Consider the following 20519-nt stretch of genomic DNA (forward strand, 5'->3'; position numbering starts at 1 on the left):
ATAATCTGGGTAAGAGTAGCAAAGACCAGAACAGAAAAAAACTACTCTTTTCAGTTCTATAGCACTCCTATTTACGCCTCCATCGGAAATACCACACCTCGTGCCCCTGCGCGCGCGCTTTGGCTTCATAGCGCGTTTCGGGCCAGCCGCCGGGGCGGACGAGGAAGTCCTTCGCATCCTTCGCCAGCCATTCGAACTGGTGGCGGTGGCGCCGCATCACCATCAGCGCGTGGGCGAGATAGACGGGATGGTCGGTGCCGAAGCGGAACTCGCCGCCCGGCTTCAGCTTCGCGGCGATCAGGTCGACCGGGCCGTCGTTCATCATCCGCCGCTTCGCGTGGCGCGCCTTGGGCCAGGGGTCGGGATGGAGCAGATAGGCGAAGGAGAGGGCGCCGTCGGGGATGCGGCGCAGCACTTCGAGCGCGTCGCCATGATGGATGCGGACATTGCCGAGCGGCGGGTGCGCGCCATGGTCGCCGCCGATGTGGACCAATGCCTGGGCCACCCCGTTGACGAAGGGCTCGGCGCCGATGAAGCCGTGATCGGGCAGCATGTCGGCGCGCCCCGCCATATGCTCGCCGCCGCCGAAACCGATTTCAAAATGCAACTGACGGTCGTCGCCGAACAGACGCTCCGCGGAAACTTCGCCAACGTCCGGCACCGCGATCTGCGGCAGCAGATGGTCGACCAGATCCCGTTGGCCCGCGCGCAGAGGCTTGCCCTTGGCGCGGCCATAGAGACGGTTGAGCGTGGTCGGATCGCCGGACTTATAAGCAGTCATGGCGGCGCGTTAGCGATACGGAGCCGGGGCGGCAAGCCGCCCCGGATACCGATCAGGCAAAGGCCGCCTTCAGCTTGTCGGTCAGGTCGGTGCGCTCCCACGGGAAGGCGTCGCCGTTCGCCTGGCGGCCGAAATGGCCATAGGCGGCGGTCTGCCGATAGATCGGCTTGTTGAGGCCGAGGTGGGTGCGGATGCCCTTGGGCGTCAGGCGGACGAGCTGCGGGATCAGCTGTTCGAGCGCCGCCTCGGTCACGCCCTCGGCCGCGGTGCCGTGGAGGTCGACATAGACCGACAGCGGCTCGGCGACGCCGATCGCGTAGGAGAGCTGGATCGTGCAGCGGCGCGAGAGCCCCGCGGCGACGATATTCTTGGCGAGATAGCGGGTGACATAGGCGGCCGAGCGGTCGACCTTGGTCGGATCCTTGCCGCTGAACGCGCCGCCGCCGTGCGGGCTCGCGCCGCCATAGGTGTCGACGATGATCTTGCGTCCGGTCAGCCCCGCGTCGCCGTCGGGTCCGCCGATCTCGAAGCGGCCGGTCGGGTTGATGTGATAGACGGTGTTCGCGGTCAGCAGCTCGGCGGGCAGCACGTCGGCGACCACGCGCTTCACATAGTCGCGAAGCTCGGCATATTTCGCCTCGTCGCCCTCGCCATTGTGGAAGAAATAGCCGGGCGCGTGCTGGGTCGACACGACGATCGCGGTCGCCTCGACGGGGCGTTCGTTGGCGTAGCGCAGCGTGACCTGGCTCTTGGCGTCGGGTTCGAGGAAGGGCGCCGTACCCGCCTTGCGGTCGGCGGCCATGCGCTCGAGAATCTTATGGCTGTAATCGAGCGTCGCGGGCATCAGGTCGGGCGTCTCGTCCGACGCATAGCCGAACATGATGCCCTGGTCGCCCGCGCCCTCATCCTTGTCGCCGCTTTCGTCGACGCCCTGTGCGATATGCGCCGACTGGCCGTGGAGGTTATTCTCGAAGCGCAGCGTCTCCCAATGGAAGCCGTCCTGCTCGTAACCGATGTCCTTCACCGTCTTGCGGACGGTCGCTTCGATCTCGTCGAGCGCGCCGGGGGCCCAGGCGCCGTCCTCATAGACGCCCTTGCAGCGGATCTCGCCCGCCAGCACGACGAGCTGGGTGGTGGTCAACGTCTCGCACGCGACGCGCGCTTCGGGGTCCTTCGACAGGAACAGGTCGACGATCGAATCCGAAATCTGATCCGACACCTTGTCGGGATGTCCTTCGGACACGCTTTCGGAGGTGAAGAGGAAGCTGTTGCGCATGGAGAGACCTTCTGTGAATCGGATATAAAGGATGCTTTATGTCGCGCTGCTGTTAGCGCCCACGGCGGCGAAAGGCAATGGCGAGCGCGAGGAGCAGCAGCGCGAAAGCGACAGAAAGCGCATTGCCGTATCGTGCGAAGGGCGTTGGCGCGTGCGCGCGCGGCAGCATGGTGTCGATCCGTCCGGCCTTGTGCATCGGGATCGATTCGAGCACGTGTCCATCGCCGTCGATCACCGCGCTGATCCCCGTCGGCGTCGCGCGCACGATGGGAAGTCCCTCCTCGATCGCGCGCAGCCGCGCCTGCGCCAGATGCTGCGGCGGGCCCCAGGCGCCGAACCAGGCGTCGTTCGAGGGGTTGAAGATGAAGTCGGGGCGGTGGGCGCGGTCGACGACCTGCCCCGAAAAGATGATCTCGTAGCAGATCTGAAGGCCTGCCTTGCCGAAGCGCCCGAGGTCGAGCGTGCGGGCGCCGGGGCCGGGCCAGAAGTCGATGTCGCCCGGCGCGAGGCGCGACAGGCCGATCGCGGAAAGCAAAGGCCGCATCGGCAGATATTCGCCATAGGGGACGAGGTGCGCCTTGTCGTAGCGCGGCCCGAGCGATCCGTCCGCGTGCACTGTCATCACCGCGTTGCGTGCGCCGATGGCCTCGCCGGTGCGATCGAGTTCGAGCTTGAGAGCGCCGAGCAGCATCAGGTCGTGCGTGTTCATCAGGCTGGTCAGCCGACCGCGCGCTTCTGCGGGCGAGCGATCATAATAGACAGGCGGATAGCCGGTTTCGAGATAGTCGGGGATCGCGGCCTCGGGCCACAGAATCAGACGCGGCGCGTCGTCCTGCGGCATCGTCAGCCGCGCGAGCTTGGCGAAATTGGCGTCGGCCTTGCCGCCCTCCCATTTGTCCTGTTGTCCGATGTTGGGCTGGACGACGGTGATGGGGGTGATGGCCCCCAGACGCGCAAATTCGGCCTCGCCGATATTCATCAGCGCGGCGACAAGGACGGGGGCGCCGAAAAAGGCGATCGGACCCAAGATCATGACCGAAACGAATGTGCCATCCTTGAGGCTGCTGCGAAAGACCGTCAGCCATCGGGGCGCAAGCCGCAAACCCCACCCCACCCAAAGCAAGGCAAGCCCCGACAAGCCGTAAGTTCCAACGATCTTCGCCGGTGATGCCAGCGAAACCGGAACGAGGAAGGCGCTTAACGGATTCCACGCAAAGCCGGTGAACACCCAGCTCCGCAGCCATTCGGTCAGCGTCCACAGCGCGGCGAAGGCGAGGATGAAGGAGAGCGTCGCCCCTGCGAAGGCAGGGGCCGCATTCGGCCTCGTGCTTTGCCTGCTGGCGGCCCCAGCTTTCGCTGGGGCGACGAATGTCTGCACCGCCCAAGCCCCCCACGCCGCCAGCGCCGGATAGACGGCAAGATAGAGCGACAGCAGAAGCACTGCGATCCAGCCGAGCCAGGCCGGCATCGCCGCCTGATAGGTGAAGGCGGTCGCGATCCAGTTCAATCCGAGCGCGAAATGACCGACCCCGAACGCCCAGCCGATCTCCAACGCGCGCCAGCCGCGCGGCGCTCGCGCGACGAGCCACAGCCAGCCCGCGAATGCGAGCAGGGTGAGCGGCCACAGGTTCAGCGGCGCAAAGCCGGTCGCGGATACGAGGCCGAGAAGCAGCGCGAGGCCCTTCGGCCAGCGGTGGGCGAGAGCGGCGATGCGGGAGGAAAGCGCGGTCACGCGGGTGCTTTAGCGGCGCGATGGGGCGGCGACAATGACGCATGCGCCGGAGAGGATATGGCTGGTTGTGAGCGGTTAGCGACATTCTGCGTCTCATAGCTTCGTCATTCCCGCTTTCGCGGAAATGACGAAGGTGGGGATGTCAACTCCCCACCCCAAGGGCCGCCTCGAACCGGGCCTCCGCTAAAGCATATATTTCATCTTGATCGCCTGCCGCACCTCGCCGCTCACGGCAAAGCTCGCCGCCTTGAAGCTCGGCGGCCCGGCTATGATCGCCGGGTTGCGTGAAAATCCGAAGCCTTCGCGGGGCAGGAACAGCGCCATGTCCATCTTGTCGTTACCATTCTCGTCGTGGACGATCGCGATCGCATAGGTGCCCGCGGCGGGAGCGGCGAGCTTGAAATCTCCGGCATCGGCCGCCTTCACGGCGAGCCGCACCGCGCCCTTGTCCTTGCTGCAATCGGGAAACGCCTTTGCATTGGTGGTCAGGCAGACGAGGATCTGCCCCTTGGTGCTGCGAAGCCCGGTGACGCTGACCTCAACCGTCGGCGGCGCGCTCGCGGCGATCAGCAACGGCAAAAGAACCAAGCCCGATATCCGTGCCGCACGCTTTGTCCCAGAAGCGGAAATAGAGCCCATAATTCCCCCGATAGGCGGCGTGATGCGCCTCGTGATGCGTTGCGGTTATCAGCCAGCGCCCGGCGGGTCCATGCACCAGCGCGCGCGGCGCCATTTCCCACCCCATATGATTGGCGACGCCCATCAGCGTCATGATCGCGAGGACGAGGCCGAGCATGGCGACATGGATCGGGACGACGAAAACCAGTGCCGGGATGACGACCGCGCCGGTCGCCGCTTCGGCGGGGTGGAAGCTCATCGCCGCCCAGGCCGTCGGCGGGCGGCTCGCGTGATGCACCGCATGCGCGCGGCGGAACAGCCAGGGGCGGTGCATCGCCCGGTGCGTCCAATAGAACCAGGCGTCGTGGATCAGCAGATAGGCGAGCAGGCTGACCGGCAGATACCAGAGCGGATAGTCGCCGACATCGGTGTAGATGCGCGTCCAGCCCCGCGCCTGCCAGCCCCAGGCGACGATGCCGGCGGGGATGCCGTAGATGGCGGCGCTCGCGAGGCTCCAGCCGATCTCACGCCGGATCTGCGGCCCCAGCCCGCGATAGAGGCCGGGGTGCCGAAGCCGCGTCGCCAGCGCGAAGGCGCCGCTTGACACCAGATAGCGCCCCCCGACGATCAGCGTCATCGCGAGCGCCGCGAGCGCGATGGCCGCCGCGGCGCTCATTCGGGCGGGCTCGCGGTGCCGTCGCCGAGCGCGCGCTGCATATAGACGGTGTCGAGCCAGCGCCCATGCTTCCAGCCCATCCCCGCGAGGCGTCCGGCGTGGGCGAAGCCGCAGGCGGCGTGGAGCGCGACCGATCCGGGCTCGCCGCCGCCGATGACCGCGACCATCGTGCGGAACCCCGCCGCCTCGGCCGCGACCAGCAGCGCGTCGAGCAGCGCGCGGCCGACGCCGCGACCCTGCTGCGCCGGGGCGACGTAGATGCTGTCCTCGCACGCCCAGGCATAGGCGGCGCGCGGGCGGAACTGGCTGGCATAGGCGTAGCCCGCGACCCCGCCGTCCGCGTCGCGCGCGACGAGAAAGGGCCAGCCCCTGGCGCGATGCTCCAAAATCAGCGCCGTGGTCACCGCGACGCTGCGCGGCTCGATGTCGTAGCTCGCGGTGCCGCGCGCGACATGATGCGCGTAGATCGACGCGATCGCCCGGGCGTCGTCGGGTGTTGCGGGTTCGATGAGAGGGCCGGGCGTGGACATGGCGGGATTTTGCAGCAAGCCGCACCGAAAGTCATCCGCGCCGAACGGTGCGCCATTTGCCTTCCCCGCCGCACCTCCCTCGGCTACGCCCGTCGCATGACCAGCACCCCGTCCTCGCGCTGCGACATCGCCATCGTCGGGGGCGGGCTCGCGGGCGGGCTCGCCGCGCTGGCGCTCGCGGCGAAACGGCCGGAGCTCGACGTCCGGCTGGTCGAGGCGGGGACGGTCGGCGGCAACCATATCTGGTCCTTCTTCGACAGCGACATCGCGAAACGCGACCGCTGGCTCGTCGCACCGCTCGTCCGCCATCACTGGCCGGCCTATCATGTCCGCTTCCCCGGGCATCACCGGACGCTGCGCATGGGGTACAAGAGCATCCCCGGCGAGGCGCTGGCGGAGGCTGTCGCGGAAGCGCTGCCTGAGGGGCGCCTGATCGCCGACCGCGCGCTGCATCTCGCGCCCGACCATGTGCTGCTCGCCGCGGGCGGGCGGCTCGACGCGCGCCACGTCATCGACGCGCGCGGCGCGGGGAACGGGTCGGCGCTGACCTGCGGCTGGCAGAAGTTCGTCGGACAGGCGCTGCGCGTGAAGGGCGGGCACGGACTGGCCCAGCCGGTGGTGATGGACGCCGCGGTCGAGCAGATCGGCGGCTATCGCTTCGTCTATCTGCTCCCGCTCGATGCGGAGACGATGTTCATCGAGGACACCTGCTACAGCGATGCGCCCGACCTCGACGTCCCGGCGGTCCGCGAACGCATCCAGGCTTATGCCGCGGCGCAGGGGTGGAAGGTCGCGAAGAAGGCCGTGCGCGAGGAGAGCGGTGCGCTGCCGGTGGTGATCGCGGGCGACTTCGATCGCTATTGGCCGCCGTCCGATCGCACCGCGCGCATCGGCGTGCGCGCCGGCGCCTTTCACGCCACGACGGGTTATTCGCTTCCCGATGCCGTGCGTACCGCCGCCGCGCTCCCCGACCTGATCGGCCCCGATCTGCCCACCGTGCTGCGCGAGCGGGCCGCGGCGGGGTGGCGGCGTCAGCGCTTCTACCGGATGCTCGGCGCGATGCTCTTCCGCGCCGCCGCACCCGACGAGCGCTATCGCATCTTCGAGCGCTTTTACCGCCTCTCACCCGGCCTGATCGCGCGCTTCTACGCGGGGCGCTTGCGAGCCGGCGACAAGCTGCGCCTGCTCGCCGGCAAGCCGCCGGTGCCGGTCGGCCGGGCGATTGCCGCGCTCCGGCGTTTCGACTGGAGATGACGCGCCGCGCGATCGTCGTCGGCGCGGGCTTCGGCGGCCTCGCGCTCGCGATCCGGCTCCAGTCCGCGGGCGTCGCGACCACCATCGTCGAGGCGCGCGACAAACCCGGCGGGCGCGCCTATCACTGGCGGCGCGATGGCTTCACCTTCGACGCGGGGCCGACGGTCATCACCGATCCGCCGTGCCTTGAGGAGCTGTGGGCGCTGAGCGGGCAGGATATGGCGGCCGATGTCGAACTGGTGCCCGTTGCCCCCTTCTACCGCCTCGACTGGCCCGACGGGTCGAGCTTCGACTATTCGAACGACGAGCCCGCGCTGCGCGCCGAAATCGCGAAGCTCGATCCCGCCGACGTCGACGGCTACGAGCGCTTCCTCGAATATGCGAATGGGGTGCATCGCGAAGGCTATGTGAAGCTCGGCGCGGCCGCCTTCCTCGACTTCGCCTCGATGCTCCGCGCCGCGCCAGCGCTGATGCAATATCGGGCGTGGCGCAGCGTCTATTCGATCGTCTCGTCCTACGTTCGCGACGAGCGGCTGCGGCAGGCGCTGTCGTTCCACACCTTGCTCGTCGGCGGCAATCCGATGACGACGAGCGCGATCTACGCGCTGATCCACACGATCGAGAAGCAGGGCGGCGTCTGGTGGGCGCGCGGCGGCACCAACGCGCTGGTCGCGGGGCTGGTGCGATTGTTCGAGCGATTGGGCGGGACGTTGCGTCTCGGCGATCCGGTGGCGAAAATCGAAACGCGGGGCGACCGCGCGACCGGCGTGACGACACGAAGCGGCTGGCGGGCGGACGCCGACATGGTCGCGTGCAACGGCGACCTGATGCACAGCTATCGCGACCTGCTCGATCACAAGCGCGGCGCCAGGATCGCCAAAGGGCTCGCGCGCAAACGCTGGTCGCCCTCGCTGTTCGTCGTCCATTTTGGCGTGAAGGGCGATTATCCCGACGTCGCGCATCACAGCATCCTGTTCGGCCCGCGCTACAAGGGGCTGCTCGACGACATCTACCGGCGCGGCGCCGTGCCCGACGATGTCTCGCTCTACCTCCATCACCCGAGCGCGACCGACCCGGGCATGGCGCCGCCGGGCCACGCCACCTTCTACGCGCTCGCGCCGGTCGCGCATCTCGGCAAGGCGCCCGCCCACTGGGACGGCGCGTTCGGGCAGCGCTTCGCCGACGCGATCCTCGCCGAGGTCGAGCGGCGCATGCTGCCGGGGCTGCGCTCCCGTCTCGTCACCCGCTTCCATTATAGCCCGCGCGATTTCGGCCGCGACCTGTCGGCGCATCTCGGCAGCGCCTTCAGCCTCGAACCGCTGCTGCGGCAGAGCGCCTGGTTTCGCGCCCATAACCGCGACGACAGGATTTCGAACCTTTACTTCGTCGGCGCGGGGACGCATCCGGGCGCTGGTATCCCCGGGGTCGTTGGCAGCGCCAAGGCAACGGCCCGTTTGATGTTGGAAGATCTATGAAACGCCTCGCCGTCTATTGCGGATCCGCGACCCCCGCCGATCCCGTCTATATCGAAACCGCGCGCCACGTTGGCCGCACCTTGGCGAGCCGCGGCATCGGCGTCGTTTATGGCGGCGGGCGCCTGGGGCTGATGGGCGCGGTCGCCGATTCGGCGCTCGAGGCGGGCGGCGAGGTGATCGGCGTGATCCCCGACGCGCTCGTCGGCACCGAGGTCGCGCACCGCGGCGTCACCGAACTCCATGTCGTTTCGGGGATGCACGAGCGCAAGCGGATGTTCACCGACCTCTCCGACGGCTTCCTCACCATCCCCGGCGGCGTCGGCACGATGGACGAGCTGTGGGAAGCGATCAGCTGGGCGCAGCTCGGCTATCACGCGAAGCCCGTCGGGCTGCTCAATGCGGCGGGCTTCTACAACGATCTGATCGCCTTCAACCGCAAGATGATCGACGTGGGCTTCATCCGCCCCGCGCACGCGGGAATCATGATCGTCGATGCGGGAATCGACGAACTGCTCGACAAGATGGCGGCCTATCGGCCGCACGAGCCGATCTTCGCCATGAAGGCCGACGATCTCTGATGAACGAAGCGGGGGGCTATGACGCACAGGCCCTGCACGGCTTCGCGCACGACAGCATCGCGCAGGGGTCGAAGAGCTTCGCGCTCGCGAGCCGGCTGTTCGACCGGATCACGCGCGAACGGGTGTGGCTGCTCTACGCCTGGTGCCGCGCCGCCGACGATCTCGTCGACGGGCAGGATCACGGTGGGGCGATGGCCGGAGGCCATGACGCGAAGGCGGCGCTGGCGCGGATCCGCGCGCTGACCGACCGCGCGTTCGCGGGTGAGCCGACCGGCGCGCCCGCCTTCGACGCGCTTGGCCTGCTGCTCAGCGAAATCGCGATTCCGCGCGGCGTCATCGACGACATCATCGCCGGCTTCGAACTCGACGCCGACGACTGGCGGCCGCGCAGCGAGGCGGATCTTCTCCGCTATGCCTATCATGTCGCGGGCGCGGTGGGAGTCGCGATGGCACTGGTGATGGGGATCGACGCCGGCGACGAGATGACGCTCGACCGCGCATCGGACCTCGGCATCGCCTTCCAGCTCGCCAATGTCGCGCGCGACGTCGCCGAGGATGCCGCCGCCGACCGCTGCTACCTGCCCGACGAATGGCTCGTCGAACTCGACATCCCACCCGGCCAGCACATGCACCCCGCCTTCCGGTCCCGGCTTGCGGTGATGGCGAAATGGCTCGCTGAAATGGCCGAGGAATATGAGGCATCGGCACGCTGGGGCGCGCGCAAGCTCGGCCCGCGCAGCCGCTGGGCTGTGCTCGCCGCGACCGGTATCTACGGCGACATCGCTCGCGAGGTCCGCCGCCGCGGCGACCATGCCTGGGATCACCGCGCATCGAGTTCGCTTGGCGCGAAGCTCGGCTGGGTCGCCCGCGCCGGCTGGTCGGTATTGCGCCGCCCGCCGCTGCGCCGGATCAGCCGCGAGGGGCTGTGGACGCGGCCGCGGGCAGGGAAAGGCGAATGAGCCAACTCGAATGGCTGGCGGCGGTGTTGGTGCTGATCAACGTCGCGCTCGTCGCGCGGCGCAGCGTGTGGAACTATCCCTTCGCGCTCGTCGCGGTGACGCTCTACGCCTTCGTCTTTTATGAAGCGAAGCTCTACAGCGACATGCTGCTCCAGGGCTTCTTCTTCGCGCTCAACCTCTACGGATGGGCGAACTGGCTGCGCGCAAAGGACGACAGCGGCGTGCCGGTCGGCTGGATGACGCCGCGCGAGCGGAGTCTTTGGGCGCTCGCGACGATCATCGCCTGGGTCGCGTGGAGCGCGGCGATGCACCGTTTCACCGACGCAGCGGCGCCCTGGGCCGACGGCGGCATCGCGATGGCGAGCATCGCCGCGCAAGGCCTGCTCGCGCGGCGTCGGGTCGAAAGCTGGTTCCTCTGGATTCTCGTCGATCTGATCGCGGTCCCGCTGTTCGCGTGGCGGGGCCTTTATGCGACGAGCGCGGTCTATGTCGTGCTGCTCGGCATTTCGATCGCCGGCCTGATCGAATGGCGCCGCGCCGCTGCGGTGGGAGCGGCGCCCGCATGACGCGCCACATTTGCCTTCACGGCGCCGAAAGCACCGGCAAGTCGACGCTGGCGCCGCGCCTTGCGGCCCGGCTTGGCGGAGTCGTGGTACCCGAATATGGCCGCCTCTATGCCGAAGCGAACGGCACTGAGTTCGACGAGGCCGACCTGCTCGCGATCTTCGATGGCCATGTTGCCGCGACGGAGGCGGCGCTGGCGCAGCGGCCCGACTGGCTGGTTTCGGACACCGACCCGCTGATGACGCAGGCATGGGCGATCATGCTGCTCGGCCGCCGCCTGCCCGCGATCGACCGGTGGCAGGGCACCGCCGACCTCTATCTCGTCCCCGCGATGGACCTGCCGTGGCAGGAGGACGGCACGCGTCTCTTCGGCAGCGCGGCGGCGCGGCGACGCTTCATGGACGTGGCGATTGGCGAACTCGACCGCCGAAGGCTGCGTTGGGCGTGGGTCGAGGGCACAGGCGACGCGCGGCTGGACAGCGCGCTGGCGGCGATCCAGGCGGCCGGGTTGACGTAAATTAAGAGCACGGCTGGATGTCGGTTTTTGCGGTAGAGAGCGGCTATCTATTCACTATCGTCACCCCGGACTTGATCCGGGGTCCCGCTGGATGCCGAAGCCAGTCGATGCCTTCAAAAGCGGGATCCCGGATCAAGTCCGGGATGACGATGGAAAAAGAATTGCGTTTCTATCGGTAATCCTCTCGTGACCCCGGCGAAAGCCGGGTTCCAGAGCGTGACGGCGCAGCGTCGGCACTCCAACGCCCTGGACCCCGGCTTTCGCCGGGGATCACGTCAGCTATGGCCGCCTTCGGTCGCTACCGGCCATTCACCCCGCATAGGCATCGCGCAATTCGCGCTTCAGCACCTTGCCGATCGGGCTGCGCGGCAGTTCCTCCACGACCTTGATCGCGCTCAGCCGCTGGGTCTTGCCGACCTTGGCGTTGCAGTCGGCGCGCACCGCTTCGGGGTCGGCGCCCGCCTTCAGCACCGCGAACGCCACCGGCGTCTCGCCCCATTCGTCGCTCGGCATGCCGACGACGGCGGCTTCGACGACGCGGTCGTCGGCGGCCAATATCGCCTCGAGATCGCTCGGAAAGATGTTGAAGCCGCCCGAGATGATCATGTCCTTCGCCCGGTCCATCAGCGTCAGGAAGCCGTCCTCGTCGATCCGGCCGATGTCGCCGTGGCGATAGAAGAGGTTTCCGTCGGCGTCGTGCCAGTGCATCGCTTTGGTCGCATCGGGGCGGTTGTTGTAGCCGGTCATCATCGCCGGGCTGCGGCCGACCACCTCGCCGACCTCGCCCTGCGGCAGTTCGTTGCCCTCCTCGTCGATCACCTTGGCGACATGGCCGGGCGCGGGCTTGCCGACGGTGTGGAGCTTGTCGGGGAATTGATGCGCCTCGAGGATGAAGGCCGCGCCGCCCTCGGTCATGCCGTATATTTCGACGAGCCCGCCCGGCCAGCGTGCCAGCACGTCGGCCTTGAGCGCGGCGGGGAAGGGCGCCGAAGTGCAATATTTCATGATGAAGCTCGACAGGTCGAAACGGCCGAAATCCTCGAGCGCCATGATGCGGCGATATTGCACGGGCACGAGCATCGTGTTGGTCGCGCGCTCGTGCTCGGCGAGTTCGAGGAAGCCGCGCGCGTCGAACTTCTTCATCAGCACGGTCTGCCCGCCCGACCCGATCGTCGGCAGGAAGCTCGCCATCGTCGTGTTCGAATAGAGCGGGGTCGACAGGATCGTCACCGCCGCCGGGCCATAGGCGGGGACGCCGCGCTGGATATGCTGCCAGCGCATCGCATGACTGTGGACGATACCCTTCGGCGTGCCGGTGGTGCCCGACGAATAGATGATGTTGAAGCCGTCGAGCGGATCGATCGCGACGGCGGCCGGCGTGGCGCCTTCGGGGGCCATCCAGTCGCCCAGCGCCACGCCGACGTCGCTGCCGTCCATCGCGATCCGGTCGCTGGCGGTGACGGCCTGTCCTTCGAGGCTCACCGAGGCGGCGCTGTCGAGGAAGAGGTGGCGTGCGCCGGTGTCGGCGATCATCGCCGCCATCTGCTCGCCCGTCGCGCTGTTGGTGATCAGCCCCGCGACGCCGCCGGCGCGCAGCGTGCCGAGGATGACCGCGATCTGCTCGACGCTGTTGAGCCCGGCGATGGCGGTGCGGTCGCCCTTCGCCAAGCCATCCTGCTGAAGCCGCGCGGCGATTCGGTCGATCATCTGGTCCAGTTCGGACCAGCTCAGGCGCCGAAACGGATCGGCAGCCGCTACGGCATCGGGACGTTCCTGCGCGTGGGCGCGAACCAGATCGGGCAGGGTGGCGAAGTCGGAGGCGAGCAGGTCGGCACTGGTCATAGCGATTCGTTAGCACAGCGGCGCTAGCGTGCAACGACATGGGGAAGGGACCGGGCTGAGGCGGGGCGGCCGCGGGGAGGGGCGATGGACGAACGCGACGGCTGTGCGCCGATCGACCTTCCGCCGCTCGTCGCCATCCATCACCCGCGCGAGGCCCGCGCATGGACGCTCGCGAACGCGGTGTCCGCCGCCGGCTTCCGCGTCGCGCTCCTGCCGCCCCTCGCGGGCGGTGCTGCCCGGTGGCGCGATGGTTGTTTCGATGCGCTCGTGGTCGACCCATTCGATGATCCGGCTGCGGCGGATACCATCCTGCTCGCGCGCAGCATCGCGGCGCGGCGGCCGCTGCTCATCCTGTCCGACCGCGAGTGCCGGGCCGAGCGGATGACGGCGCTGGGCGCGGGCGCCGACGACGCGGTGGGCTGGGCCGACGATCCCACGGAGGTGGTCGCGCGCGTCGCGAGCCTGCTGCGCCGCAGCCGCATGGCGGCAGGGCAGCTCAGCACGGATGAGCTGCGCATCGACCTGATCGATCGCCGTGTCGAGCGCGCCGGGCGGCTGATCCGGCTGCCGCTGCGCGAATTCGACCTGCTCGCGAATCTCGCGCGCGTGCCCGACCGGCCGGTGTCACGCGAGGCGTTGCTGCGCGCGGTGTGGCGGATCGACTTCGATCCCGGCACCAACCGCGTCGAGGTGCATATGTCGCGGCTGCGGGCCAAGATCGACCGTGGTTTCGCCTGGCCGATGCTGCACACGGTCAAGGGCCGCGGCTATGCGCTGCGCTCGCGGCGCGGCGAGCTTGCTTGACCAAAAGTTTCAACCCGCTACTCATCTCGGGAATAAAGAAACCAGACAGCCCCGGAGACGATCGCCGATGCACCCTTCTGTCCATGCCCGCGCCAATCCCGACAAGCCCGCGATCATCGTCGCCGAAACCGGCGAGACGATCAGCTATGGCGAACTCGATGCCGCGTCGAACCGCGCCGCGCAGATGTTCCGGGCGCACGGGCTGGGGCATGAGGATGTGGTCGCCTTCATGCTCGACAACACGCCGCATTATTATGGCCTGACATGGGGCGCACAGCGCGCGGGGCTGCGCTATGTCTGCATCTCGTCGCGACTGACGCAGGACGAGACCGATTATATCCTCGACAATTCGGGCGCGAGGATGCTCGTCGTCGCGGCGAGCCTCGCCCCCGCGGCGCTCCAACTCCAGACGCAGATCGAACGCTTTTCGATGGGCGGCGATATCGCCGGCTGGCCGAAGATCGAGGACGAACTGGCGAAGATGCCCGCCGAGCCCGTCGCCGACGAGCGCGCCGGGGTCGACATGCTCTATTCGTCGGGAACCACCGGTCGCCCCAAGGGGGTGCGCGTGCCGCTGCCCGAGGAGCCCGCGATCGACGCGCCGAACAGCCTCGTCATGCTCGCCGCCGCGGCCTTCGGCATCGGGCCCGACAGCGTCTATCTGTCGCCCGCGCCGCTTTATCATGCCGCGCCGCTGCGCTGGTCGATGACGATCCACCGGCTCGGCGGCACGGTGGTGCTGATGAAGAAATTCGATCCCGAGGGCGCGCTCGCGGCGATCCAGCATTATCGCTGCAACGCGTCGCAGTTCGTGCCGACGCATTTCGTCCGCATGCTCAAGCTGCCCGAAGCGGTGCGCGCGCAATATGACGTGTCGACGATGAAGAGCGCGATCCACGCCGCCGCGCCCTGCCCGATCCCGGTCAAGCAGGCGATGATCGACTGGTGGGGGCCGGTGCTGCTCGAATATTATGCGGGGTCGGAGGGCAATGGCATGACCTTCGCGACCAGCCAGGACTGGCTCGCGCACAAGGGCACGGTCGGCCGCGCGATCAACGGCGTCGTTCATATCGTCGGCGAGGATAATGAGACCGAGGTGCCCGTCGGGGAGGAGGGGGCGGTTTTCTTCGAAAGCGAAAGCGTTTTCGAATATCATGACGATCCCGAAAAGACCGCCTCCAGCCGCAACGCGAAGGGCTGGTCGACTCTGGGGGACGTGGGCAAGCTCGACGCGGACGGCTTCCTCTACCTCACCGACCGCAAGAGCTTCATGATCATTTCGGGCGGGGTGAACATCTATCCGCAGGAAATCGAGAACCACCTCGTCACCCATCCGAAGGTCGCCGATGTCGCGGTCGTCGGCGGGCCGCACGAGGAAATGGGCGAAGAGGTGATCGCGGTGGTCCAGCCCGCCGACATGGCCGACGCGACCGACGCCTTCCGCGAGGAGCTGGGCGCCTATGCGCGCGAGAAACTGTCGGGGGTGAAGATCCCGCGGCGGATCGACTTCATGGAAGCATTGCCGCGCCACGACACGGGCAAGCTCTACAAGCGGCTGCTGCGCGACCGCTATTGGGAGCAGGCGAAGGAAAAGGCGTGATGGGAACCCGCGTCGAATTCTTCTTCGATCTGTCGAGCCCGTGGACCTGCCTCGCCTTCCATAATCTGCCGGCGGTGCTCGCGCGCACCGGCGCGAGCGCGCGCCACCGCCCGATCCTGGTCGGCGGCGTGTTCAATGCGGTGAACCCGGCGGTTTACGCGGCGCGCGAGCAGGCCGACAGCCGGCGGATGCAGCATGGCTGGAAGGTGCTGAAGGACTGGGCGCGGCTCGCCGACGTGCCGATGAATTTCCCCTCGCAATGGCACCCGGCCAAGAGCGTGGCCGCGATGCGCTTCGCCGCCGCGCTCGAGGACGATCAGCCGGCGCTGGTCCGTTTCGCGCGCGCCGCCTTCGCGAGCTATTTCGACCGGCAGGAAAATCTCGACGATCCCGACGTGCTCGAAGCCGTTGCCGCCGCCGAGGGGCTCGACGGGCCAGCGATCCGCGCGGCATCCGGCAGCGATGCGGTCAAGGCGCGGCTGCGCGCGAATACCGAGGAAGTGGTCGCGCGCGGCGGCTATGGCTCGCCGACCATCTTCGTCGACGGCGAGGACATGTATTTCGGTAACGACCAACTGCCGCTCGTCGAAGCGGCCCTGAAACGTTGAACGCCACGTTGAACGCAACGCTGACCGCGAAGGACTCTCCCATGAAGGACCGCATTTCCATCACCATGCTGGGCGGCGGGATCGCCGACGTCCGGCTGATCCGCGCCGACAAGATGAACGCACTCGACGCCGCAATGTGGTCGGCGCTCGCCGAGGCGATCGACGACCTCAAGGCCCGGCAGGGTCTGCGCGTCGTGGTGCTGTCGGGCGAGGGGCGCGCCTTCTGCGCCGGGCTCGACCTGTCGAGCCTCAGCGCCGAGCGCGATCCGGGGGCGAGCAGCGCGGGGGGCACGCTCTCCGACCGCACGCGGGGGATATCGAACAATGCCCAATATGCCGCCTGGGGCTGGCGCGAGCTACCGGTGCCGGTGATCGCGGCGGTGCACGGCGTCGCCTTTGGCGCGGGCAGCCAGATCATGGCGGCCGCCGACATCCGGATCGTCCACCCCGACACGCGGATCGCGATCATGGAGATGCGCTGGGGCCTCGTCCCCGACGTCGCGGGCATGGCGCTGTGGCGGACGCAGGTCGCCGACGATGTGCTGCGCGAGATGATCTATACCAATCGCGAATTCAACGGGTCGGAGGCGAAGGCGCTGGGCTTCGCGACGCATGTCTCCGACGATCCGCTGGCGAAGGCGATGGAACTGGCCGAAGTGATCGCGAACAAGAATCCGCACGCGATCCGCGGCGCGAAGCGCTTGTGCAACATGCTCGCCGACGCGAGCGATGCGGACATTCTTCAGGCCGAAAGCGACGAGCAGGTGAAGGTCATCCGCACCCCCAATCAGATGGAGGCAGTGATGGCCGGGATGGAGAAAAGAAAACCGAATTTCGTCGATTGACGGTCAATCGAGAAGACTCAAAAACCGTGCCGCATTGTGCCAGTCGGCCTCGCGCCGCGCGCGCGCCTTTTGCGCTTCGCTGTCGGCGCCCCAGCGGCGTTCCTGATACAGCTCGTCGAGGTTGACCGCCCCCCATAGCTCTGCGGCGCCGAACGCGCCTTCGATCAGCGCGAGCCCAGCGACCAGCGAGCCGCCGATCGTGACGAGCGGTGTGAGCGCGGCGAGGCGAAAGGGGTCGAGGTCCAGCACCGCGCCACGCAACGCCGCGATGGTCGCCGCGGGCTGGTCGACCGGGATGACCCCTTGCGCGAGGGTGAATTCGATGCCGTGCCGCCCCTCCGCCCAGGCGAGCAGCGGATTCCACGTCGCCGCCTGCTCGGTCTGCAGCGCGGCGTCGCGCGCGTCGCGGTAACAGAGAAGGTCGCTCTCCGCATAGGCGGCGACCGGCGCCGCGAAGGCGGCGGGGTCGGGGCTCGCGAGGTCGATCGCGGCGTTGGCGAGGCCGGTCAGCGGCATCGACGCGGGGTCGAGGGTCTCGCCCTGCGCGGCCCATTCGGCGGCGATCGCTTCCGCGAGCGCCGGGTTCGCGACGACGAGCGGCGCGCGTGTCGGGGTGCGCACGGGACGTCCATCGAGCGTGATGCCCCAGCCGCCATCCTGCGGGGCGGCTTCGCTCTTCTTCCAGAAACGCTTCATCGCGGCCCAGGCGACTTCCAGCGGCGCGCGAGGATCTTCGGCATCACCGCGAAGTCGAACAGGCCGATCAGGACCACCGCGACCCCGATCCAACGGTCGGCAGGCGGCCCGGCGAGCGTCCAGCCGCCGCGGATCAGGACGAAGCCCGCGAGCGTGAAGATCGCACCCGTGATGCGGATGGCGTTGAGCGCGAAGAAGCGCCTTTTGGCGAGAGCGTCGTTGGCCGGGGTCATCATGCCCCCTCCCTAACGCCGCCGAGCTGACGCATCAAATGGGCGAGCGCGCCATGGCCCGTCCGCTCGATCCCGTCGGCGATGCGCTCTCGGTCTTCGTCTTTGTTCTGCGACAGCTTGATCGTCGGGCGCCAGGCGGTGATCCGCATCTCGAAGCCGGTAAGCGCTCCGGTCAGCTTGGCGAAATAGGCCTGGTCCATCTTGTCCCGCGTCCAGGGCGGGTTTTCTCCGATCCGCGCCTCGTGCAGCGCGGACAGCGCGTCGAGCTGGGCGGCCAATTCGGCATCGCCAAGCTTGCGCGTCATCCCTTCCATTTCGACCGCGACATAATTCCAGGTCGGCACCGCCGTCGCCCGGTCCGCGTACCAGTTCGCGCTGACATAGGCATCGGGGCCCTGTACGACCGCCAGCGCCACCGCGCCCTCCAAATGCCTGGTCAGCCCGTTGCCGCGCGCGAGATGGAATTGCAGCGTCGTCGCATTCTCGCCGAGGATCACCGGCGCATGGGCGACCCGCGGACCATCGGGCGTGCTCGCGAAGATCGCGGCAAAACCGATTTCGCGCACGAGCAAGGCGGCAAGATCGTCCTGCTTCGGACGGAAAGCGGGATTGGGGTGCATCAGCGCGGCTTTTTGGGACCCGGCTTGCGGCTCCCCGGCTTTGCGGCCCCGCGCTTCGGCGGTCCCTTGGGCTGAACCTTGGCTTCGGCCCGGCCGCGCCTTTCGCCGCGGCGTGCCTTGCGCACCTGCTTGGCGTGGGCCTTGGCCTTTGCCTTCTGCACGGTCTTGGCCGAAGGCTTCGGCGTTTCTTCGGCGAGCACGTCACCCAGCAGCGGGTCGAAGCCGAGCGCGTCGAGGCTGGCGGCGAAATGCTCGGGAACCGGCGCCGAAATGTCGATCGCGCCGCCATCGGGATGGTCGATGCGCAGCCGGCGGCTGTGCAGATGGAGCTTGCGGCTGATCGTGCCGGTCAGGAAGGCGCCCTTGCCGCCATATTTGCCGTCGCCGACGATCGGGTGGCCGATCGCCGCCATATGGACGCGAAGCTGGTGGGTGCGTCCGGTCAGCGGCTGGAGTTCGACCCACGCCGCGCTGTTCCCGGCGCGCTCGATGATCCGGTAGCGCGTCTTGGACGCCAGCCCCTTGTCATCGACGTGCATCTTCTCGCCCCCCGACCCCGGCTGCTTGGCGAGCGGCAGGTCGATCTCTCCCTGCGCGATGTCGGGAACGCCGACGACGATCGCCCAATAGGTCTTGCGCGCGCTTCGATTGGAGAAGGCCTTGGCGAACCAGGCCGCGGCGCGCGGGGTGCGCGCGACGAGCAGCGCGCCCGACGTGTCCTTGTCGAGCCGGTGGACGAGCTTCGGCCGCACCGGCGCGTCGAACTGAAGCGCATCGAGCAGGCCGTCGACATGGCTGTCGGTCTTGGTGCCGCCCTGCGTTGCGAGGCCCGGTGGCTTGTCAAGCACCAGCGCGCTCGCGTCGCGGTGGATTACCATCGACGTGGCGAGCGCGACGTCGGCATCGGTCAGCGGGCGCCCCTTGCGCGCCGGGCGCGCCGCCGGGGCTGCGGGGGGAACGGGCATGGCGATGCGTTGCCCTACCTCGATACGGTCGGACACATCGGCTTTGCGGCCATCGAGGGTCAGCTCGCCCGACCGCGCCCAGCGCGCGATCAGCGCGTGCGGCGTACCCGGCCGGTGGCGCTTGAACCAGCGGTCGAGGCGGATGCCGTCATCCTCTTCGGCGACGACGGCGCCGTCGCGATCGGTTTCGGGCGCGCTCATGCCGGAAGCTGCCGGATAAGCAGCATGCCGAGGCCGCAGGCCACGATGCCGACGACGACCGACGACAGCACATAGGCGACCGCCTGCGCGATAGCGCCGCGTTCGAACAGCAGCCAGAATTCGAGGCTGAACGAGGAAAAGGTCGTGAAGCCGCCGAGAATGCCGACGCCGAGGAAAAGGCGCGTCGTGTCGCTGCCGCCGCTCCGCGCGAGCCAGCCGACGAGCAGGCCCATCAGCAGGCTTCCCGCGATGTTGATCGACAGCGTCCACCAGGGAAAGCCGGGGCCGAGCCGCGCCAGCATCACCTGGCCGACGAGGTGGCGGGCGCCGGCGCCGATCGCGCCGCCGACCATGACAGGGAAAAGGCCGTTCATGGGCTCCGCCCTAGCCGCAAAAGCGGCTCAGGCAAAGCGGCCGCATTGCTATGTATCGGGGGCCGTCATCGCGGGCGCCGGACGCTCGTGCGCCGCGCGCCAGTCGGCGGGGCGCGTGAAGCCGCCCTGCCAGATTCCACGCCGCCTCGCCTGCGCTTCGGCTTCCTCGACCGCATAGCCGTCTTCGGTTGCGACGGCCCATCCCGCGCGGATCATTTCGGCGGCGAGGTCGACGCCGTCGGGGAAAGGCGCGGTACGGCACGAGGCGAGCGTGCGATGATAGATGTCGCGCGCCGCGAGCTCGCAATGCAGCGGACCGCGCCCCGCGAGCCGTTCGAGCGCGGTTCGCGCTTCATGCCCGCACGGCCAGCGGCTCCCGTCGGCGCGTGCGCAATCCTGGCGGTATTCGACCGCGTCGAGCCCGGTCAAGCGGATCGTCAGCGCCGCGTCCGCCTGCCGGACGGTCAGGCTGTCGCCGTCGATGACGTGGACGAGGGGCAGCGTCGTTGTGGAGGCCGGAAGCCAGACCCATAGCACGGCCGCCATGCCGGCGAGCAGCAACAGCGCGACCAAGGATCGGAGTCGTCGCTTCCAGCGCAGAACGGTCAGCGAAGAGGGCGCGAAGGGCATGGCGCGGCCCTGCGCGCGGCCGTAGCGCTTGGCAAGAGCGGGGAGATGCGCGGAGGGGGATTGACGGCGAGAACAAAACATGTCCAAAATGGACCAATCCCGATCCAAAGGACAGGCGCCGACTCATGCAGCGACGATGCT

23 protein-coding genes are annotated in these 20519 nt (G+C 68.3%); 10 read left to right on the forward strand and 13 right to left on the reverse strand.

All coding sequences use genetic code 11. From position 1 onward, the window contains the following. Positions 1-67: 67 nt before the first annotated feature. From trmB to ACOTSS_RS01855, 6 genes are all read right to left on the reverse strand, one after another. The gene (gene trmB / locus ACOTSS_RS01830) at positions 68-781 is read right to left on the reverse strand and encodes a tRNA (guanine(46)-N(7))-methyltransferase TrmB (protein ID WP_448689859.1); all 714 of its coding nucleotides are present in this window, start codon (positions 779-781) and stop codon (positions 68-70) included. 52 nt (positions 782-833) lie between these two features. Continuing rightward, complete coding sequence (gene metK / locus ACOTSS_RS01835; protein WP_448689860.1) at positions 834-2057, reverse strand: methionine adenosyltransferase; 1224 nt, start codon at positions 2055-2057, stop codon at positions 834-836. Between the two features lie 52 nt (positions 2058-2109). After that, positions 2110-3789, reverse strand: a complete 1680-nt coding sequence (lnt, locus tag ACOTSS_RS01840) for an apolipoprotein N-acyltransferase (protein WP_448689861.1) — start codon at positions 3787-3789, stop codon at positions 2110-2112. A 183-nt stretch (positions 3790-3972) separates the two neighbouring features. Continuing rightward, complete coding sequence (locus tag ACOTSS_RS01845) at positions 3973-4377, reverse strand: DUF2141 domain-containing protein (protein WP_448689862.1); 405 nt, start codon at positions 4375-4377, stop codon at positions 3973-3975. Further along, positions 4328-5083, reverse strand: a complete 756-nt coding sequence (locus ACOTSS_RS01850) for a sterol desaturase family protein (protein WP_448689863.1) — start codon at positions 5081-5083, stop codon at positions 4328-4330. Before ACOTSS_RS01850 ends, ACOTSS_RS01845 begins: the two co-directional genes overlap by 50 nt. Beyond that, the gene (locus ACOTSS_RS01855; protein ID WP_448689864.1) at positions 5080-5613 is read right to left on the reverse strand and encodes an N-acetyltransferase family protein; all 534 of its coding nucleotides are present in this window, start codon (positions 5611-5613) and stop codon (positions 5080-5082) included. Before ACOTSS_RS01855 ends, ACOTSS_RS01850 begins: the two co-directional genes overlap by 4 nt. Before the next feature lie 96 nt (positions 5614-5709). Between ACOTSS_RS01855 and crtY the strand changes: the two genes are divergently transcribed. Genes crtY through ACOTSS_RS01885 form a run of 6 tightly spaced genes read left to right on the forward strand, consistent with a single transcriptional unit; the run spans position 5710 to position 10960 of the window. Continuing rightward, positions 5710-6867, forward strand: coding sequence for a lycopene beta-cyclase CrtY (gene crtY, locus ACOTSS_RS01860; RefSeq protein ID WP_448689865.1), 1158 nt, complete (start codon positions 5710-5712; stop codon positions 6865-6867). Next, complete coding sequence (locus ACOTSS_RS01865) at positions 6864-8342, forward strand: phytoene desaturase (protein ID WP_448689866.1); 1479 nt, start codon at positions 6864-6866, stop codon at positions 8340-8342. Before crtY ends, ACOTSS_RS01865 begins: the two co-directional genes overlap by 4 nt. Continuing rightward, on the forward strand, positions 8339-8920 hold the full coding sequence (locus tag ACOTSS_RS01870; protein ID WP_448689867.1) for an LOG family protein: 582 nt from the start codon (positions 8339-8341) through the stop codon (positions 8918-8920). Before ACOTSS_RS01865 ends, ACOTSS_RS01870 begins: the two co-directional genes overlap by 4 nt. Next, entirely contained in the window at positions 8920-9879 is a 960-nt protein-coding gene (locus ACOTSS_RS01875) for a phytoene/squalene synthase family protein (protein ID WP_448689868.1), read from the forward strand. Before ACOTSS_RS01870 ends, ACOTSS_RS01875 begins: the two co-directional genes overlap by 1 nt. Further along, positions 9876-10445: a nicotinamide riboside transporter PnuC gene (gene pnuC, locus ACOTSS_RS01880; protein WP_448689869.1), complete on the forward strand. Its 570-nt coding sequence runs from the start codon at positions 9876-9878 to the stop codon at positions 10443-10445. The genes ACOTSS_RS01875 and pnuC overlap by 4 nt, the downstream gene beginning before the upstream one ends. After that, positions 10442-10960, forward strand: coding sequence for an AAA family ATPase (locus ACOTSS_RS01885; protein WP_448689870.1), 519 nt, complete (start codon positions 10442-10444; stop codon positions 10958-10960). Before pnuC ends, ACOTSS_RS01885 begins: the two co-directional genes overlap by 4 nt. 309 nt (positions 10961-11269) lie before the next feature. On the opposite strand, the gene ACOTSS_RS01890 is transcribed toward ACOTSS_RS01885, so the two are convergent. Next, the gene (locus tag ACOTSS_RS01890) at positions 11270-12802 is read right to left on the reverse strand and encodes a class I adenylate-forming enzyme family protein (RefSeq protein WP_448689871.1); all 1533 of its coding nucleotides are present in this window, start codon (positions 12800-12802) and stop codon (positions 11270-11272) included. An 84-nt stretch (positions 12803-12886) separates the two neighbouring features. Here ACOTSS_RS01890 and ACOTSS_RS01895 point away from each other — a divergent pair, with 84 nt between their 5' ends. From ACOTSS_RS01895 to ACOTSS_RS01910, 4 genes are all read left to right on the forward strand, one after another. Beyond that, the gene (locus ACOTSS_RS01895; protein ID WP_448689872.1) at positions 12887-13606 is read left to right on the forward strand and encodes a winged helix-turn-helix transcriptional regulator; all 720 of its coding nucleotides are present in this window, start codon (positions 12887-12889) and stop codon (positions 13604-13606) included. 67 nt (positions 13607-13673) lie between these two features. After that, positions 13674-15206, forward strand: a complete 1533-nt coding sequence (locus tag ACOTSS_RS01900; protein ID WP_448689873.1) for an acyl-CoA synthetase — start codon at positions 13674-13676, stop codon at positions 15204-15206. Next, the gene (locus tag ACOTSS_RS01905; RefSeq protein WP_448689874.1) at positions 15206-15814 is read left to right on the forward strand and encodes a DsbA family protein; all 609 of its coding nucleotides are present in this window, start codon (positions 15206-15208) and stop codon (positions 15812-15814) included. Before ACOTSS_RS01900 ends, ACOTSS_RS01905 begins: the two co-directional genes overlap by 1 nt. Before the next feature lie 41 nt (positions 15815-15855). Further along, positions 15856-16659, forward strand: a complete 804-nt coding sequence (locus ACOTSS_RS01910) for a crotonase/enoyl-CoA hydratase family protein (RefSeq protein WP_448689875.1) — start codon at positions 15856-15858, stop codon at positions 16657-16659. Between the two features lie 3 nt (positions 16660-16662). Here ACOTSS_RS01910 and ACOTSS_RS01915 read toward each other — a convergent pair whose 3' ends face one another. Genes ACOTSS_RS01915 through ACOTSS_RS01940 form a run of 6 tightly spaced genes read right to left on the reverse strand, consistent with a single transcriptional unit; the run spans position 16663 to position 20321 of the window. After that, a complete protein-coding gene (locus tag ACOTSS_RS01915; RefSeq protein ID WP_448689876.1) occupies positions 16663-17355 on the reverse strand; it encodes an ATP12 family chaperone protein in 693 nt (230 codons plus the stop codon). Next, complete coding sequence (locus ACOTSS_RS01920; RefSeq protein ID WP_448689877.1) at positions 17352-17591, reverse strand: hypothetical protein; 240 nt, start codon at positions 17589-17591, stop codon at positions 17352-17354. Before ACOTSS_RS01920 ends, ACOTSS_RS01915 begins: the two co-directional genes overlap by 4 nt. Further along, the gene (locus ACOTSS_RS01925) at positions 17588-18208 is read right to left on the reverse strand and encodes an FMN-binding negative transcriptional regulator (RefSeq protein WP_448689878.1); all 621 of its coding nucleotides are present in this window, start codon (positions 18206-18208) and stop codon (positions 17588-17590) included. Before ACOTSS_RS01925 ends, ACOTSS_RS01920 begins: the two co-directional genes overlap by 4 nt. Beyond that, positions 18208-19374, reverse strand: coding sequence for an RluA family pseudouridine synthase (locus ACOTSS_RS01930; RefSeq protein ID WP_448689879.1), 1167 nt, complete (start codon positions 19372-19374; stop codon positions 18208-18210). The genes ACOTSS_RS01925 and ACOTSS_RS01930 overlap by 1 nt, the downstream gene beginning before the upstream one ends. Then, entirely contained in the window at positions 19371-19748 is a 378-nt protein-coding gene (crcB, locus tag ACOTSS_RS01935; protein WP_448689880.1) for a fluoride efflux transporter CrcB, read from the reverse strand. Before crcB ends, ACOTSS_RS01930 begins: the two co-directional genes overlap by 4 nt. Positions 19749-19796: 48 nt before the next feature. After that, a complete protein-coding gene (locus tag ACOTSS_RS01940; RefSeq protein WP_448689881.1) occupies positions 19797-20321 on the reverse strand; it encodes a thermonuclease family protein in 525 nt (174 codons plus the stop codon). Between the last annotated feature and the right edge of the window lie 198 nt (positions 20322-20519).

The sequence above is a fragment of the Sphingopyxis sp. NJF-3 genome (assembly GCF_053514865.1).

What these genes read in the sequence shown, in the direction of transcription:
- trmB (WP_448689859.1), bottom strand. Translation starts at nt 781, where the DNA reads ATGACTGCTTATAAGTCCGGCGATCCGACCACGCTCAACCGTCTCTAT.
- metK (WP_448689860.1), bottom strand. Translation starts at nt 2,057, where the DNA reads ATGCGCAACAGCTTCCTCTTCACCTCCGAAAGCGTGTCCGAAGGACAT.
- ACOTSS_RS01850 (WP_448689863.1), bottom strand. Translation starts at nt 5,083, where the DNA reads ATGAGCGCCGCGGCGGCCATCGCGCTCGCGGCGCTCGCGATGACGCTG.
- ACOTSS_RS01855 (WP_448689864.1), bottom strand. Translation starts at nt 5,613, where the DNA reads ATGTCCACGCCCGGCCCTCTCATCGAACCCGCAACACCCGACGACGCC.
- crtY (WP_448689865.1), top strand. Translation starts at nt 5,710, where the DNA reads ATGACCAGCACCCCGTCCTCGCGCTGCGACATCGCCATCGTCGGGGGC.
- ACOTSS_RS01865 (WP_448689866.1), top strand. Translation starts at nt 6,864, where the DNA reads ATGACGCGCCGCGCGATCGTCGTCGGCGCGGGCTTCGGCGGCCTCGCG.
- ACOTSS_RS01870 (WP_448689867.1), top strand. Translation starts at nt 8,339, where the DNA reads ATGAAACGCCTCGCCGTCTATTGCGGATCCGCGACCCCCGCCGATCCC.
- ACOTSS_RS01875 (WP_448689868.1), top strand. Translation starts at nt 8,920, where the DNA reads ATGAACGAAGCGGGGGGCTATGACGCACAGGCCCTGCACGGCTTCGCG.
- pnuC (WP_448689869.1), top strand. Translation starts at nt 9,876, where the DNA reads ATGAGCCAACTCGAATGGCTGGCGGCGGTGTTGGTGCTGATCAACGTC.
- ACOTSS_RS01885 (WP_448689870.1), top strand. Translation starts at nt 10,442, where the DNA reads ATGACGCGCCACATTTGCCTTCACGGCGCCGAAAGCACCGGCAAGTCG.
- ACOTSS_RS01890 (WP_448689871.1), bottom strand. Translation starts at nt 12,802, where the DNA reads ATGACCAGTGCCGACCTGCTCGCCTCCGACTTCGCCACCCTGCCCGAT.
- ACOTSS_RS01895 (WP_448689872.1), top strand. Translation starts at nt 12,887, where the DNA reads ATGGACGAACGCGACGGCTGTGCGCCGATCGACCTTCCGCCGCTCGTC.
- ACOTSS_RS01900 (WP_448689873.1), top strand. Translation starts at nt 13,674, where the DNA reads ATGCACCCTTCTGTCCATGCCCGCGCCAATCCCGACAAGCCCGCGATC.
- ACOTSS_RS01905 (WP_448689874.1), top strand. Translation starts at nt 15,206, where the DNA reads ATGGGAACCCGCGTCGAATTCTTCTTCGATCTGTCGAGCCCGTGGACC.
- ACOTSS_RS01910 (WP_448689875.1), top strand. Translation starts at nt 15,856, where the DNA reads ATGAAGGACCGCATTTCCATCACCATGCTGGGCGGCGGGATCGCCGAC.
- ACOTSS_RS01915 (WP_448689876.1), bottom strand. Translation starts at nt 17,355, where the DNA reads ATGAAGCGTTTCTGGAAGAAGAGCGAAGCCGCCCCGCAGGATGGCGGC.
- ACOTSS_RS01920 (WP_448689877.1), bottom strand. Translation starts at nt 17,591, where the DNA reads ATGATGACCCCGGCCAACGACGCTCTCGCCAAAAGGCGCTTCTTCGCG.
- ACOTSS_RS01925 (WP_448689878.1), bottom strand. Translation starts at nt 18,208, where the DNA reads ATGCACCCCAATCCCGCTTTCCGTCCGAAGCAGGACGATCTTGCCGCC.
- ACOTSS_RS01930 (WP_448689879.1), bottom strand. Translation starts at nt 19,374, where the DNA reads ATGAGCGCGCCCGAAACCGATCGCGACGGCGCCGTCGTCGCCGAAGAG.
- crcB (WP_448689880.1), bottom strand. Translation starts at nt 19,748, where the DNA reads ATGAACGGCCTTTTCCCTGTCATGGTCGGCGGCGCGATCGGCGCCGGC.